The organism is Arenibacter palladensis, assembly GCF_900129275.1.
GTDB classification, from domain to species: domain Bacteria; phylum Bacteroidota; class Bacteroidia; order Flavobacteriales; family Flavobacteriaceae; genus Arenibacter; species Arenibacter palladensis.
The window spans coordinates 607,137-622,726 of record NZ_FQUX01000002.1; the positions used below are offsets into that span (position 1 = coordinate 607,137).

The window sequence follows — 15,590 nt, forward strand, 5'->3', positions numbered from 1 at the left end:
CAATAAGCCCTTTATCAACAATAATTCATTTTATTCAGCCAAAGCCAGGCCCTAAATAATTGTTCTTAAACCAAGCTGCAAAGAAAACAGGTATGGCAAAAAAAAAGAACCCACCTAAAACAAGCCCTTATTTCTTGACTTCTGAAGGCTTTTCCTTGTTCTTTTGCATCCGTATATTGAGAAATTCCACAAATAAGGAGAAGGCAATAGCAAAATAAAGGTAGCCTTTAGGAATTGCCCCCACTTCATTGCCGAAGAATTTGGCGTGACTTAAATGTGCAGCTTCCATGATCAACATAAATCCGATAAGTATTAAAAAGGAAAGAGCCAGAATCTGCATGGAAGGATGGGCGCTTATAAATTGTCTTATTGGATTGGCAAAGACCATCATGATAATGATGGAAATAACAACGGCAATGATCATAAGCAATAATGCATCACCAGGTTTGTTGCCTATACCATTGGTCATACCAACAGCAGTAAGGATGGAATCTATTGAAAAAATAAAGTCGATCAGAATTATCTGCACTATGGCGCTGGACAAACTGGTAATACCCTTGGCGCTCACTTGGTTCTCATCATGCTCGGGCATTTCTATTTTTTCATGAATTTCGGAGGTACTTTTGTACAACAGGAACAGCCCTCCAAAAAACAAGATCAAAGCCTGACCGCTAATTCCCATATAAACCCACGAGCTTTCTATATAGAAAAACGGATTTTTAAGCCCAATTAAGAAGGAAACGGCAAACAACAATATAATCCTTTGCACCATAGCCAAAAGCAGCCCTAGATTCGTTGCTTTGGCCTGTAGTTTTCTGGGCAGTTTGTTAGCGATTATGGAGATGAAGATAATATTGTCTATTCCTAGGACGATCTCCAAAAAGGTAAGGGTAACCAAAGCCACCCATGCATCGGGAGTAGATAAGATTTCAAACATAGTTATTGTATTTTAATTGCGGTTCCCTTGGATTTTTTGGTACTACCCACAACGTTGTATTCAAATGTATACGAATTATCGCTTGTAGACAATATCTTCATATGAATTGATTTCTCTTCGGACATGTTCTTGGGATGAAGTTTTTTTACGATATACTCACAATCATTTATCCATCTAATGGAAGAGGTATCCACTTTCCCCTGAAAATAATCCAATTCAATACTGTCTTTCCGGACAAATGTCGTAGTTAGCTTTTCACCATTGATCTCTGCGGTAAAGGAAAATTTTCCATTTTTAAAGTCGGCGCAATTGCGCTCAGGCTGATAACAAGAGCATACCACAATCAAGAGAAGCAGCACCCCAAAAGTCATGTTTTTAGTCATGACACAAAATAAAGAAATTTGATGCTGAAAACAGTCAAAAAACGAATAATTCAACTTCCTTTTTCCGAATAGGATTTAAAACTTCCGTCGGAATAAAAAATAACTATTTTATCTATTGCCTCGGAACGTGGGAAGTCTGCATGGGACACCTCATTCTTTACAACCTCTTTGGACTCGGGTTCCTCAATAGGAGCAGCTTTGGCTTTCTTGGGAAAAGAACCCTCACCGAACAACAGCCAATACAGATCAACATCCGGAAAAGAAGTAACAACCTTCAGAACAAACTCCAGACTGGGTTTATTTCTGCCCGCTAAAAGATGGGAGATACTAGATCTCTGAACACCTATGGTATCGGCAAACACGGAAGCCGACAGATCATGGAACTTCAAAATCTGATCTATTCTATTTATAAATTCTGTAGTGTTCACAATTGTAAATTTATATTTACAAAAGTAATTAAAACCAATCTAATTCTCATAAGGTGCACCCTATTTTAAGGCAATGAATATTAATCTAATGCTTTAGATAACTAACCCAATCAAATTGACTGATAATAATATGTATTTACAATATAGATAAAGCATATTTTTTGGTCAATAGCAAAAATTAGAACTAATAACTTCAGTTTTCAGCATGATTTATTAGTTTATATTTGTAACTAATGTAATTTACAAATGTAAATTATTTTGATGCTACCTTTGCACGGTTCAATTAAAACCATAGTCTTGCGCATGCCGTTAAATTATAATGCTATAAAGGAAGAAACGATAAAAGGCAGATACGTTACAGATAAGGACATTGACCCATTTCTAAATACTGTCGCCAAAGATTTTATTATCCAAATCGAGGGATTATCTGTTGAAGAACGGGCTATAAAAAGTATAGTGCTGGGAAAGGGGAAATTAAAAATTTTGATGTGGTCCCAAATGCATGGAAACGAGTCCACCACAACAAAAGCTGTTTTGGATTTAATAAATTTTTTAAAGTCGGGTTCAGATCTGGCCAGTAGCATTTTAAAAAACTGTACCCTTAAAATTGTTCCCATATTAAATCCGGATGGAGCCATGGCCTACACTAGGGTCAACGCCAACGGAGTGGATCTAAACCGGGATGCCCAGGATAGAACCCAGCCGGAAAGTATCGTTTTAAGAAAAATATACGAGGATTTTAAACCCAACTATTGTTTTAACCTTCACGACCAACGTACTATTTTTAATGTGGGAAATACTCCAAAACCCGCAACGGTTTCTTTTTTGGCACCTGCCCATGACCCCGAACGCAGTATTTCCAAAACCAGGGGTATTAGCATGCAATTGATTGTAGCCATGAACCAAGAACTGCAAAAGTTTATTCCTGGTCAAGTGGGGAGATATGATGATGGATTTAACAGCAACTGTGTTGGCGATACCTTCCAAATGTTGAATATACCCACCATATTATTTGAGTCGGGCCATTTTCCTGGAGATTATGATAGGGAAGAGACAAGGAAGTATATTTTTACCGCCATGCTAAAAGCCATTGAGGTAATTTCAAAGGGGACCATTGATCAATACCATATGGATTCCTATTTCAATATCCCTGACAACAACAAATTATTTTTTGATGTAATAATAAAGAATATCCACATTCTTGAACCCAAGTATGAATTAGGCAGTAGTGCTGCCATCCAATTTGTAGAAACCTTGATTAATGGGAAGATTGAATTCAAAGGGAAACTGGAAGAAATAGGGGATTTACAAGGTAAATTTGGCCACAGAACATATAATTGTCTATATTCTAAGGACTTAAAAGAGCTTCAGGACAATCCAGAACTTCTCGACTTACTCCGCGCCAATGGAATATTTTTTCAAAAAATCTAAAAAAGTTACGGTTTTCATAAAAAAATGATGTATTCATTACATTTAATTCTATATTTTATTATTTTTGCATTTAAATTAAACACTAATGGGTAAAGTAAAATTAGACGAAATAGACCACCAAATTCTGGACATGTTAATTGACAATACCAGAACACCATTTACCGATATAGCAAAAAAGCTTCTGATTTCCGCAGGAACGGTTCATGTTCGTGTAAAGAAAATGGAGGAAGCAGGCATTATCAAAGGATCATCCCTAACATTGGATTATGTTAAACTTGGATATGCTTTTATTGCCTATGTGGGTATATTTTTGGAAAAAACGCATCAGACCAAGTTTGTGTTGGAGCGATTAAATCAAATTCCAAATGTTACTGTTGCCCATATTACTACAGGGAAATTTAATATCTTCTGTAAAATACGAGCCAAGGACACCAATCATGCCAAAAATATTATTTTTAAGATAGATGATATTGATGGTATCGATAGAACAGAGACAATGATTTCATTGGAAGAAAGCATCAACGACAAAAAACGTCTAATGCACACGATCTTCAACGAAATGTAATTGATTTTTAAAGACAAAAAATGTAAAAGGTCCCAAGCAGTTTTTGTTTGGGATTTTTTTGTTTTTAAGCAGGTTGGAATAAATAAGGCATATTTTGCCCAAAGCAAACTTTTAATATTTACCAAATGATAAAATCCGATTTACCCAAGGAGGCATACGATCAGTTTTACGGAACTTATTTATCCGTATTGGACGAAAGCGAATTAAAGGTCTTATTGGCCAATGGTAAAACTGAGTTTGCAAAGTTTATTAAAAATATTCCGGACAAAAAATTGTATGGCACCTACGAAATGGGCAAATGGACCATAGCGGAAGTAATTTTACATATTATTGATGCAGAACGTGTTTTTCAGTATAGGGCCCTGCGTTTCCTACGAAATGACAAAACTCCTTTGCCTGGTTTTGATCAGGACTTGTTTGTAAAACAATCCAATGCCAACACTAGAGATAAGGATAGCCTTATAGCCGAATTTAAAGCCGTTAGGGAGGCATCCATAACCCTATTCAATAATTTGGAGAATGAAGAACTTTCCCGTACCGGGATAGCCAGTAATATTGAATGGACCGTAGGGACTTTAGGATTCGTAATCTGTGGTCATTTAAAACACCATCAACAGATTATTACCTATAAATACCTACAAACCTAATCCAATTTGGATTCCTCTTCTTCATGGTTTAATTCCAGTTCCATTTCACCCGAAGGAGATTCGAATGTTTCGGATTCCGACTGATCGTCCAATTCCCTTTCCATATTATCCTCAAAATTTGAAATAAAACTGGCCAGGCTTTTACTGATTTTTACAAGATAAATGGTATCATCTGTTTTTACTTCCACGGCTTCAATAATTTCACCATGGACGTTTTTGAACATAATGATGTCTTCATCGCCATAGCCATAGGGATACATTTCAATTAGGCGTGCAGCCACTTCATGACTCAGTTTTTTGTAATCTACAAGTTTACGTAACATAGCAGGTGGTTTATTCCCAAAAAATAAGGGCGGTTATTACACTACCTAAACTATATAATTTTATCAATCAACCCTATAAAGAGTTGTAAAAGCGCCAATTATAGTATACGTATCCTTTATTCAGCGTAGTAAGCAAAGGCTTCTTCCAGTAAATCTGGGGTTACTTTTATGTCAATCGCGGGTTCACCTATTTTTTTCAACAAAACAAAATTGATATTACCATGGGAATTTTTCTTATCAAATTTCAACAAGGTAAGAATGGTATCGATATCCTTTCTTTCAAATTCTACCTTTTTGTACCTCCCAAGAAAAGTTGCCTTAATATCCTCCAAAGCACTCTTGCCTAGCCCTGTCAGTTTACGTGATAGATAACCTTCCAGTATCATTCCAACGGCAATGGCTTCGCCATGCAATAGTAGCTCGTGTTCTTTGCTTTCCAAGAAATAGGATTCTACGGCGTGTCCCAAGGTATGTCCGTAATTCAGGATCTTTCTTAGATGCTGTTCCGTGGGGTCCTGTTGTACCACTTCATTTTTTATGGCCACCGATCTAAGGATATATTCATCCAAATTATCAAAACCAGCAAGGCCTTTTAAGGTTTCCCAATAGGCGGCATCGCTAATAAGGCCATGCTTAAGCATTTCGGCAAAACCACTATTCAATTGTCTTTGGTCCAAAGTATTTAGAAAGTCGGTATCCACCAACACTAATTGGGGCTGATTAATAACCCCAACCTGATTTTTTAAGGGGCCTAGATCCACCCCGGTTTTTCCCCCAACGGAGGCATCCACCATAGACAAGAGGGTAGTGGGCACATTTATAAATTCTATACCCCGTTTAAAACAGGAAGCCACAAAGCCTCCAAGATCCGTGACTACACCGCCGCCAAGGTTTATCATTGCACTTTTTCGGTCTGCATCCAATTCGGACAAAACTTCCCAAACTTGTGTACAGGTGGCTATGTTTTTATTGATTTCCCCTTCTTCTATTTCGATAATCTCAAAATCGTATTCGCCTTCAATTTTCGACATAAAAATAGGCAGACAGCAATTATGGGTGTTTTCATCTACCAGAATAAATATTTTGGAGTAATTGGATTTTGCCAAATGATTATTAAGGGCCACATAGGCCGTTTCATTAAAATGTACAGAGTAGGAGGGTGTTGTAATAGAATTCATTATTGATTTATTTACGGCAAAATAAACATTATTTTAAATGATAAGAATATAAAATCTGTACTTATATTTGAATCCTTAATAAATTCATAGGAATGAAGGAAATTTTTGAGGACACGGCAACCGCATTTGCACTTAAAACGGACTCAGAATTAGAAAGGGCATATTTTTTATTCAAACTCATTGCCAACGAACCTTTGGTTAAAATAGGCACTGCCGTAACCAACTTTGCTATAAAGGCACACTTACCAGTTGAAAAACTTATCAGGGCCAGTGTTTTTGATCATTTCTGTGGAGGAGTAAACGAGGAAGAATGTTTGGTGGTAGCCGATAAAATGTTCGAAAAGGGAGTAAGCACCATTTTAGATTATTCGGTAGAAGGGCAAGAAGTGGAAAATCAGCTGGATTCCTGCTATGAAAAAGCCTTAAAAACCCTCGATTTTGTTAAAGAATATGCGGCTATACCTTTCATAGTCTTCAAACCAACCGGTTTTGGACGTTTTAAACTTTATCAAAAGATTACGGAGGGCCACAGCCTTCACAAAGATGAAAAAGAAGAATGGCAACGCGTTGTTAATAGGTACGACAAGGTCTGTAAAAAAGCCCATGACCTAGAAGTTTCTATTTTGATAGATGGGGAGGAAAGCTGGATGCAAGGGGCAGCAGATGAACTGGCGGAAGCAATGATGCGGAAATACAACCAAAAGAAAGCTATCGTTTTCAATACCCTGCAAACCTATAGATGGGACCGCCTTGATTATTTAAAAAGACTCCATAAGGATGCCCTAGAAAACAATTATTTTATTGGAATGAAAGTGGTCCGTGGGGCCTATATGGAAAAAGAAAATGACAGGGCCGAGGAAAAAGGTTATCCATCCCCGATCTGTGAATCCAAAAAAGCAACCGACGAAAATTTTGATAATGTAGTAGCCTACATGGTGGAAAATCTGGATACCATGTCCCTTTTCGCAGGAACACATAATGAGATAAGCAGCTACCGGTTGATGGAACAAATGGAGGCCAAGAATATTGAACACAACGACCCTAGAATTTGGTTTGGACAACTTTATGGCATGAGCGACCATATATCCTTTAACTTGGCGAAAGAAGGATACAATGTAGCCAAATACCTGCCTTTTGGACCAGTGAAGGACGTAATGCCCTATTTAATACGACGGGCGGAGGAAAACACCTCTGTAGCGGGCCAAACCAGCCGGGAACTCACCTTATTGAAAAAAGAACGGAAGCGAAGAAAAATCTAAAAGGCAACACTTTCTATGATGGCCTTTTCGGAACAATTTTTCACTTTCAAGATAGCCGTTTTTTCCTTCACCATGCCCTCAATAAAATAAGTTTTGCAAGGTTTGGTCTTGGTTTCGCTTTTGCCAAAGTCTACATCACCATTATATAAAAAACCGTTAATATCGGTACTGTCCAATTCCTTTTGTTGAATTAATTGAACAATGGCGTCCGAATAGGAAATTTGCTTGGTCCTGATATCCTTTAAGGTCCTACAATTTGGAAAGTAGCAGAATTCGGTACCGGTTTCCTGTGATTTTTTCTTTAAAAAAATCGTCAAAAAAACCAAGCCAATAGATAATCCAAAAAGAAAGAAGCCCAAACGCTTTAAAAATGCCATAAATTAAAAAATAAGAAAATTAATATCGCTGTATGAGAGGTCGAACCACTCTCCAACGGATTTATTGGTCAGAATACCATGATATAGATATAGACCGTTGCGCAGGCCCTTATCAAATCGCAAGGCATTCTCAAAACCACCATCTTCCCCAATCTTCAGTAAATAGGGGGTAAAAATATTACTAATGGAAATGGAAGCTGTTTTTGGATATCTTGAAGGTATATTGGGGACTCCATAATGCAATACCCCATTTTTAACCTTTATTGGTTTGTCATGGGTAGTAACCTCACTAGACTCGAAACAGCCACCCATATCGATACTCACGTCGATAATTACCGCACCTTTCTTCATTTGTTCCATCATGGTAGTACTTACAACAACGGGCGATCGGTCTTTTCCCCGGGTAGCACCAATGGCCACATCGCAACGCTTTAATGCCTTCAATAAGTTTTTGGGCTGTATGGTGGAGGTGTAAACAGTCTGTCTTAAATTGGTCTGGATACTCCGTAATTTGGTAATGGAATTGTCAAAAACCTTTACATTGGCCCCTAGTCCTATGGCCGATCTGGCCGCAAATTCACCCACAGTGCCCGCTCCTATAATGACCACCTCAACTGGGGGGACACCACTTATATTTCCAAACATAAGGCCATTACCTTTGTTTGTAGCTGCCATAATTTCCGAAGCGATCAATACCGAAGATATACCTGCTATTTCACTCAACGAACGCACCGCCGGATATTTACCATCGTCGTCCCTAATATATTCGAAGGCAATGGCAGTAATCCGCTTTTTGGCAAGTTCCTCAAAATACTTCTTACTTTGGGTCTTGATCTGCAGGGCAGAAATGATGGTGGATTGCGGGTTGATCAACTGGATTTCCTGTAAGGTAGCAGGCTCCACCTTTAAAATTATTGGACAGGCAAAAACTTTCTTGGTATCCCTTGTTATTTCGCCCCCGGCATTGGTATAATCCACATCGGAATAATTGGCACCATCTCCAGCTCCGGATTCAATTAGAATTCTGTGTCCATTGGCCGTTATTGCATTTACGGCGTCAGGGGTAAGGCAAATTCTCTTTTCCTGATATTGGTTTTCTTTTGGAATCCCAATAAAAAGCTCTCCTTTTTGTCTCAGGATTTCCAAAGTTTCTTCTTGGGGCAGTAATTGCTGCTTGCTAAACGGTGAGGAATGTTGGCTCATATGCTGTAAATCTGTCGGATATATACCGATATGTATCGGAACTATCCAAAATCAAAATTACAATAATTTTTCTTTTGCCATTTCGTCTTTTTGAAGTCGCTCTTTTTCTTTAAGTTCTTTTTCCTTGTAGGCCTTTAATTCGCGGTCCATTGCCTCCAAATCAATGCCAAGAACATGCTTGTCGAACAATTTTAAGCGAATAAAATAAACAAAGGGTATTACCACTATCATAATAGGCAACAACCAAAATATTTCGACCTCATCTATAAACCGATCTTCGTAAATTAAAGAAACAACCTGAAAGACGTACATGGCTATCGGAATTAACAACACGTGATACCACCAGTGCTTACAGGTAAAGAACCATAATATCAAGAGCACCAAGGGCACAAATTTGGCCATAAACAGCCACATGACGGTAATTATACTTAACTGATATTTACTTTCATAGGTATAAAAATAGAGGTCCAATGTACTTCCGGAAGGGAAGAACTTGTAAGAGTAAAATATTAAGGGCGTCAAGGCAATGATGACCGCTACAATACTTCCTATGAGAAGACTTCTCGACTTCTTTGTTTTGTTGCTTTGGTCGAGTTTGCGGAACGGTTTGAACATATTGGTCAAGTGGGTAATTGTTTTACTCCTATTATAACAAAAAAAATGGGCTTCTAGTATATAGAAGCCCATCTAAATATGAAAAGTATGCCTTAACCGTTCTTAGGCACTTTTACCTTTAAAATGTCTATACCATTCGCCGGTACCTTAATTTTTAATATATCAATATTTTGCTCATATAATGAATCGTCTTCAGCAGCAGTGTTAGGGGTACAGGAGATACTCATTAATGAAATACATGCCGCAAGAGCAAAGCCTAGGGTAACTTTTTTGATGTTCATGGTTTTTTAAATTTAAGTTCGATAAAGGGTTTATGTAAAAACAAAAATATTAAAAAAAACCACATAACATGTATTACATCGATAAAATTATACATTTCATCGGAAAAATATAACCTGCCGCTTAGCCCTGATATTCAGCTGGGCCAACATAATTTCTGAAATTTACCATGGCCCAATTCCTAGATTGTAAAAATGAAACCAAATAGCAACTACATCATTGAAAGCTGCCGGGTTTTTTCATCCAAAATTTCTATTCTAATTTCGGCTCTGTCAGGCGGAAGTAATCCTTCTATTTTTTCTGGCCATTCCATAAAAATCCATGTATCGCTACTTAGGTATTCTTCCATGCCAAGATCCCAGGCTTCCGATTCATCATTTAAACGGTAAAAGTCAAAATGATACCCCAGCAACTCCCCATTCTCTCTATGATATTCGTTTACAATACCAAAAGTTGGACTGCCTGTAGAGCCACTACCTTTCAACTCTTTTACCAAAGCTTTTATTAGGGTAGTCTTTCCGGCCCCCATCTCCCCATAAAAGCATAGCGTTTTATTAGGGACTTTAGCAATCAGCTGTTGGGCCACGTCGGAAATTTGGGAAATAGTATAGGAAATAGTCATTTTAAAACATTAAAATTTGCGCAAGTTAAATCCTATTCCCCATTTATTAAAATACAAATTTCATTAATGCCATAATACTACGATCACCTTGGTTCCAAAACGACAAAGGGAATTATCATTTCCTCCATGGAAACCCCGCCATGCTGATAGGTATTCCTATAATAACTAACATAGTGATTGTAATTATTGGGATAGGCAAAGAACAGATCATTTTTGGCAAATATGTAAGAACTGCTCACATTAATATTGGGCAAGAATATTTTCTTAGGATCTTTTGCTTCCAACACATCCTTTTCTTCATAGGTTAGGCTGCGTCCAGTCTTGTAACGAAGGTTTAAACTTGTTTCCTTATCACCAATTACCTTGGAAGGCTGTTTTACATTAATAGTACCATGATCTGTAGTAATGATCAATTTTAGACCTAGACCCTGTGCCTGCTGTATTATTTCCAGTAAAGGAGAGTTTTTAAACCAACTCTGTGTTAAGGAACGGTAAGCTTTATCGTTAGCGGCCAATTCCTTCACAACATCCATTTCTGTTTTGGAATGCGAAAGCATATCCACAAAGTTGTAAACTATAACCGTAAGGTCGTTTTCCTTCTGGGACCTAAAATTTTGGGAAAGGTGCTTCCCCTGTTTCAAACTGCTTATTTTATGGTATTCCCACTTCAATTCCAGTCCCAAACGCTTTATTTGTGCTTCAAGAAACTCCGCTTCAAAAAGATTCTTGCCCCCTTCCTCTGTATCATTTCTCCACCATTGCGGGTATTTTTTTTCCATATCCAATGGCGTAAGCCCAGAGAATATAGCATTCCTTGCATACTGGGTGGCCGTGGGCAAAATACTGAAATACGGAACTTCCTTACGTTTCCTATAGAAAGAGTTTAAGGTATCTTCAAAAGCCAACCACTGATCATATCTTAAATTGTCTATGACCACCAATAATGTTTTGTTATCCTTCAATTCTGGTTTAACCAACTGTCCAAAGAGGGTGTGGGACATTATGGGACCATCCTTATCATTAAACCAACTGGGATAATTTTTTTCCACAAATTTTCCAAACTGTTGGTTCGCCTCTGTTTTCTGGGACTCCAGTATTTCGAACATTCCGGAATCTTCTATTTCCTCCAATCGCAATTCCCAGGAAATAAGTTTTTTATATAGTTCTGCCCATTCTTCATGGCTATTCACCATAGCCAATTCCATGGCAATTTTCCGGAATTCCTGTTGATAGTTGGCCGTGGTCTTTTCCGAGACCAATCGGGAATGGTCCAGATTCTTTTTAAGGGACAACAGAATTTGATTGGGGTTTACCGGCTTAATTAAATAATCCGCTATTTTAGAACCAATGGCCTCCTCCATAATCAATTCCTCTTCACTTTTGGTTATCATAACCACTGGAAGGGAATTATTGATCACCTTTATTTCGTTCAATGTCTCCAAGCCGGAAATACCGGGCATGTTTTCATCCAAAAAAACAATATCGACATGTGTTTCCTTTAATTCATCCAAAGCCTCCCGACCACTTAGACAAGTTATAACTTTATAATTCTTGCCCTCTAAAAATAAGATGTGGGGTTTTAATAAATCTATTTCATCATCTACCCAAAGTATTGTAATCTTGTTCATTTAGTCCTTATATTTGCCTGCGTAAAGAATTCTGGTTTTGATAAAATCAAATAAGCTCAAAATTTTCAATGATCCAATTTACGGATTTATGGGAATACCCAATGCACTAATCTTTAATCTAATTGCTGAACCCTATTTTCAGCGGTTAAGGAGAATCTCCCAAATGGGGTTGTCCTATCTGGTTTATCCAGGGGCACATCATACCCGTTTCCACCATGCTCTGGGCAGTATGCACTTAATGCAACAGGCCATTCAGGTCCTAAGGTTCAAGTCCATCGAAATTACAAAGGAAGAGGAGGACGGACTCCTATGCGCCATATTATTACATGATATTGGACACGGCCCTTTTTCCCACGCCATGGAACACAGTATAGTGGAAGGGGTAAATCATGAACATATATCCCTATTGTTCATGGAAGCCCTAAATGAAAAATATAAAGGAAAGTTGAGCACGGCCATTGCCATTTTTAAAGGGCAATATCCCAAGAAGTTTTTAAACCAATTGGTCTCCAGTCAACTGGATATGGACAGGATGGATTATTTAAAGAGGGATAGTTTCTACACTGGGGTGGCGGAAGGAAATATAAATTCCGAAAGGCTCCTTACCATGTTGAATGTTCTAAATGGCGAATTGGTGATAGAGGAAAAGGGAATATACTCGGTTGAAAAATTCCTAATGGCAAGGCGGTTTATGTACTGGCAGGTTTATTTGCACAAAACCGGATTGGTAGCCGAACAGCTTTTGATAAAAATATTGCAAAGGGCCAAGGAATTGTTGGGCAAGGGTGAAAACGTTCCATTTAACGGTGCCCTTAAATTCTTTATGGAAAACAAAATTCCGAAAGAAGAATTTTCCCAGGATAAGTTGGATTTGTTTGCCCAATTGGATGATGTAGATATTTTGTGGGCCATTAAAAGCTGGCAGGATCATGACGATTTTGTATTGTCAAAACTATGTAAGATGATCATTAACCGTAGGTTGTTACACGTAAAACTAAAGAATAAACCTATTAACGAAGCTAAACTGAACAAACACTTTTTAAGTTTCAAAAACGAACATCAATTAACAGATGAAGAAACGGCCTATTTTGTGTTTTCAGGAAAAATTGAAAACCAGGCCTACAACTCCAAAAGTCAGAATATAAACATTCTGCGGAGTAACGGTAGAACTACGGATGTAGCCAAGGCCTCAGATCAACAATATTTGAAAACGCTTTCCAAGACCGTTACCAAATATTATATGTGCTATCCTAAAGTTTCCGTTTAACTATTTTTCTTACTTTTGTCTCCATGATATTTACAGCAAGCCAAATCGCGGGTATATTGGAAGGGGATGTGGAGGGCAATCCAGAGATAGCTGTACATAAATTGGCGAAGATAGAAGAAGGTGAAAAAGGAGCACTTACGTTTCTGGCAAACCCAAAATACACTTCGTTTATTTATACTACAAAAGCATCTGTAACCATTGTAAACAGGGACTTTGTTCCAGATCACCATTTAGAGACCACTTTGATAAAAGTGGATGATGCCTACAAATCCTTTTCCAAACTTTTGGAATATTACAACCAGGTAAAAAATAACAAAGTTGGCATTGAGGAACCCGTTTTTAGAGCGGATACCGCTACCCATGGGAAGGATTTTTATTTGGGAGCTTTTTCCTATTTGGGCAATAACGTCAAGATAGGGGACAATGTAAAAATTTATCCCAATGTCTATATAGGTGACAACGTTACCATAGGCAATAATGTGGTCATCTTTGCAGGTGCCAAAATATATTCAGAAACACTTATTGGCAACAACTGCGTGGTGCATAGCGGAGTAGTTTTGGGAGCCGATGGCTTTGGATTTGCTCCAAGTGAAAATGGAGAATATATAACGGTACCACAGACCGGAAACGTTATTCTTGAGGACAATGTTGACATTGGGGCGGGAACAACGATCGATCGCGCCACCTTGGGCTCTACCATTCTCAGAAAGGGCGTAAAATTGGATAATCAAATTCAGATAGCCCACAATGTTGAAATTGGGGAACATACCGTAATCGCCGCGCAGACGGGGATAGCCGGATCCACTAAAATTGGCAAGTATTGCAAGATAGGGGGGCAGGTAGGTATTGTTGGTCATATTATAATAGGGGACAGGGTAAAAATACAGGCACAGTCCGGTATTGGAAGAAATGTCAAGGACGATGAAATATTACAGGGCTCCCCGGCATTGAATTATGGGGATTACAATAAATCCTATGTACATTTTAAAAATCTGCCCAAAATAATAAATAGATTAGAACACATTGAAAAAAAGGATTGACGGTGAGTAATACAACTACAAAACAACGGACAATTGCAAAGGAAATTACACTTAAGGGTGTAGGATTGCACACAGGGGAAAATGTAACATTAAAGTTTGTTCCTGCCCCTGAAAATTTTGGTTATGCTTTTAAGCGTGTGGATCTGGAAGGTGAACCCGTAATAGAAGCCGACGCCAATTATGTAGTGAATACCCAACGGGGTACCAATTTGGAGAAACGAGGGGTAAAGATCCAAACCTCGGAACATGTTTTGGCCGCCTTGGTAGGTCTGGAAATAGATAATGTCCTTATAGAGTTGAATGCCCCGGAACCTCCAATAATGGACGGGTCTTCCAAGTATTTCGTAGAAGCACTGGAAGAAGCAGGAATCGTAGAGCAGAATGCCTTACGGGATGAGTTTATTGTAAAAGATGTTATATCTTATAAAGATGAGGAAACCGGTAGTGAAATCACTATTATCCCATCAGACACATATCAGGTAACTACCATGGTAGATTTTGGCACCAAAGTACTTGGTACCCAAAATGCCACCTTAGAGAGTTTGAGCGAGTTTAAATCTGAAATAGCGGATGCCAGAACATTTAGTTTCTTGCACGAACTTGAAATGTTGTTGGAAAACGGCTTGATAAAGGGTGGCGATTTAAATAATGCCATTGTTTATGTAGACAAGGAGATTTCCGATTCAACCATGAAAAAGCTAGAAAAGGCTTTTAATAAAAAGAAATTATCGGTAAAGCCCAACGGGATTTTGGATAACCTAACACTGCACCAACCCAATGAAGCTGCCCGACATAAGTTATTGGATGTTATTGGCGATCTTGCCTTGACCGGAACAAGGATCAGAGGGAAGGTTATTGCCAATAAGCCCGGACATTTTGTGAATACACAGTTCGCTAAAAAATTGTCCAAAATCATTAAAATGGAAAAGAGGAACCATGTACCCCAATATGATTTAAACAAACCTCCATTGATGGATATCCATCAGATTATGGACATGTTGCCACACAGACCTCCTTTCCTGCTCATAGATCGGATCCTGGAACTGTCCGACGAACATGTGGTAGGAATGAAGAATGTGACCATGAACGAACCTTTTTTTGTAGGTCACTTCCCCGGCGCCCCGGTAATGCCCGGAGTACTTCAGGTTGAAGCAATGGCGCAAACTGGAGGCATTTTGGTTCTGAGTACTGTTCCGGACCCCGAAAATTACCTTACACTTTTCATGAAGATCGATAATGTAAAGTTTAAGCAAAAGGTTCTTCCCGGAGACACCTTAATTTTCCACTGTAGTTTAATTACACCCATAAGACGAGGTATATGTCACATGCAGGCCTATGCCTATGCCAATGGTAAATTGGTATGCGAAGCTGAAATGATGGCTCAAATTGTTAAAAAGAAATAAGAAGG

General features: G+C 38.4%; 18 protein-coding genes. 7 read left to right on the plus strand and 11 right to left on the minus strand.

The features are described from left to right. Window positions 1-127: 127 nt before the first annotated feature. From BUA60_RS08575 to BUA60_RS08585, 3 genes are read right to left on the minus strand one after another with little or no spacing between them, the layout of a single operon-like run. Window positions 128-937 (minus strand): TerC family protein, encoded by an 810-nt coding sequence (locus BUA60_RS08575; RefSeq protein ID WP_072861333.1) that lies wholly within the window; start codon window positions 935-937, stop codon window positions 128-130. A 2-nt stretch (window positions 938-939) separates the two neighbouring features. Then, entirely contained in the window at window positions 940-1,320 is a 381-nt protein-coding gene (locus BUA60_RS08580; RefSeq protein ID WP_072861334.1) for a DNA topoisomerase IV, read from the minus strand. Between the two features lie 50 nt (window positions 1,321-1,370). Next, entirely contained in the window at window positions 1,371-1,748 is a 378-nt protein-coding gene (locus tag BUA60_RS08585; protein WP_317043187.1) for a helix-turn-helix transcriptional regulator, read from the minus strand. A gap of 303 nt (window positions 1,749-2,051) precedes the next feature. On the opposite strand from BUA60_RS08585, the gene BUA60_RS08590 reads away from it, so the two are divergent. The 3 genes from BUA60_RS08590 (at window position 2,052) to BUA60_RS08600 (ending at window position 4,391) form a co-directional block, all read left to right on the plus strand. Continuing rightward, window positions 2,052-3,179, plus strand: a complete 1,128-nt coding sequence (locus BUA60_RS08590; RefSeq protein ID WP_072861623.1) for a M14 family metallopeptidase — start codon at window positions 2,052-2,054, stop codon at window positions 3,177-3,179. An 85-nt stretch (window positions 3,180-3,264) separates the two neighbouring features. Further along, on the plus strand, window positions 3,265-3,744 hold the full coding sequence (locus BUA60_RS08595) for an Lrp/AsnC family transcriptional regulator (RefSeq protein WP_031444145.1): 480 nt from the start codon (window positions 3,265-3,267) through the stop codon (window positions 3,742-3,744). Window positions 3,745-3,869: 125 nt separating this feature from the next. Next, window positions 3,870-4,391 (plus strand): DinB family protein, encoded by a 522-nt coding sequence (locus tag BUA60_RS08600; RefSeq protein ID WP_072861336.1) that lies wholly within the window; start codon window positions 3,870-3,872, stop codon window positions 4,389-4,391. On the opposite strand, the gene BUA60_RS08605 is transcribed toward BUA60_RS08600, so the two are convergent. Further along, window positions 4,388-4,714 (minus strand): hypothetical protein, encoded by a 327-nt coding sequence (locus BUA60_RS08605; RefSeq protein WP_072861337.1) that lies wholly within the window; start codon window positions 4,712-4,714, stop codon window positions 4,388-4,390. The two genes, BUA60_RS08600 and BUA60_RS08605, sit on opposite strands and share 4 nt — an antisense overlap. Before the next feature lie 116 nt (window positions 4,715-4,830). After that, window positions 4,831-5,892 carry a 3-dehydroquinate synthase gene (aroB, locus tag BUA60_RS08610; RefSeq protein ID WP_072861338.1) on the minus strand — a complete coding sequence of 354 codons (1,062 nt, stop codon included), beginning with the start codon at window positions 5,890-5,892 and terminating at the stop codon, window positions 4,831-4,833. Window positions 5,893-5,984: 92 nt separating this feature from the next. Here aroB and BUA60_RS08615 point away from each other — a divergent pair, with 92 nt between their 5' ends. Next, the gene (locus BUA60_RS08615) at window positions 5,985-7,151 is read left to right on the plus strand and encodes a proline dehydrogenase family protein (protein WP_072861339.1); all 1,167 of its coding nucleotides are present in this window, start codon (window positions 5,985-5,987) and stop codon (window positions 7,149-7,151) included. On the opposite strand, the gene BUA60_RS08620 is transcribed toward BUA60_RS08615, so the two are convergent. From BUA60_RS08620 to porX, 6 genes are all read right to left on the minus strand, one after another. Continuing rightward, window positions 7,148-7,528 (minus strand): hypothetical protein, encoded by a 381-nt coding sequence (locus BUA60_RS08620; RefSeq protein ID WP_072861340.1) that lies wholly within the window; start codon window positions 7,526-7,528, stop codon window positions 7,148-7,150. The two genes, BUA60_RS08615 and BUA60_RS08620, sit on opposite strands and share 4 nt — an antisense overlap. Window positions 7,529-7,531: 3 nt before the next feature. Then, window positions 7,532-8,731, minus strand: coding sequence for an alanine dehydrogenase (locus BUA60_RS08625; protein ID WP_031444151.1), 1,200 nt, complete (start codon window positions 8,729-8,731; stop codon window positions 7,532-7,534). A 57-nt stretch (window positions 8,732-8,788) separates the two neighbouring features. After that, window positions 8,789-9,346 (minus strand): hypothetical protein, encoded by a 558-nt coding sequence (locus tag BUA60_RS08630; RefSeq protein ID WP_072861624.1) that lies wholly within the window; start codon window positions 9,344-9,346, stop codon window positions 8,789-8,791. A gap of 92 nt (window positions 9,347-9,438) precedes the next feature. Continuing rightward, window positions 9,439-9,627: a hypothetical protein gene (locus BUA60_RS08635; protein WP_072861341.1), complete on the minus strand. Its 189-nt coding sequence runs from the start codon at window positions 9,625-9,627 to the stop codon at window positions 9,439-9,441. Window positions 9,628-9,836: 209 nt separating this feature from the next. Beyond that, a complete protein-coding gene (tsaE, locus tag BUA60_RS08640) occupies window positions 9,837-10,247 on the minus strand; it encodes a tRNA (adenosine(37)-N6)-threonylcarbamoyltransferase complex ATPase subunit type 1 TsaE (protein ID WP_072861342.1) in 411 nt (136 codons plus the stop codon). Between the two features lie 83 nt (window positions 10,248-10,330). Further along, the gene (gene porX / locus BUA60_RS08645) at window positions 10,331-11,875 is read right to left on the minus strand and encodes a T9SS response regulator signal transducer PorX (protein ID WP_072861343.1); all 1,545 of its coding nucleotides are present in this window, start codon (window positions 11,873-11,875) and stop codon (window positions 10,331-10,333) included. A gap of 88 nt (window positions 11,876-11,963) precedes the next feature. Here porX and BUA60_RS08650 point away from each other — a divergent pair, with 88 nt between their 5' ends. Genes BUA60_RS08650 through BUA60_RS08660 form a run of 3 tightly spaced genes read left to right on the plus strand, consistent with a single transcriptional unit; the run spans window position 11,964 to window position 15,585 of the window. Next, window positions 11,964-13,142, plus strand: coding sequence for an HD domain-containing protein (locus tag BUA60_RS08650; protein WP_072861625.1), 1,179 nt, complete (start codon window positions 11,964-11,966; stop codon window positions 13,140-13,142). A gap of 23 nt (window positions 13,143-13,165) precedes the next feature. Then, window positions 13,166-14,182, plus strand: coding sequence for a UDP-3-O-(3-hydroxymyristoyl)glucosamine N-acyltransferase (lpxD, locus tag BUA60_RS08655; protein WP_072861344.1), 1,017 nt, complete (start codon window positions 13,166-13,168; stop codon window positions 14,180-14,182). Window positions 14,183-14,184: 2 nt separating this feature from the next. Beyond that, window positions 14,185-15,585: a bifunctional UDP-3-O-[3-hydroxymyristoyl] N-acetylglucosamine deacetylase/3-hydroxyacyl-ACP dehydratase gene (locus BUA60_RS08660; RefSeq protein WP_072861345.1), complete on the plus strand. Its 1,401-nt coding sequence runs from the start codon at window positions 14,185-14,187 to the stop codon at window positions 15,583-15,585. Window positions 15,586-15,590 lie beyond the last annotated feature (5 nt).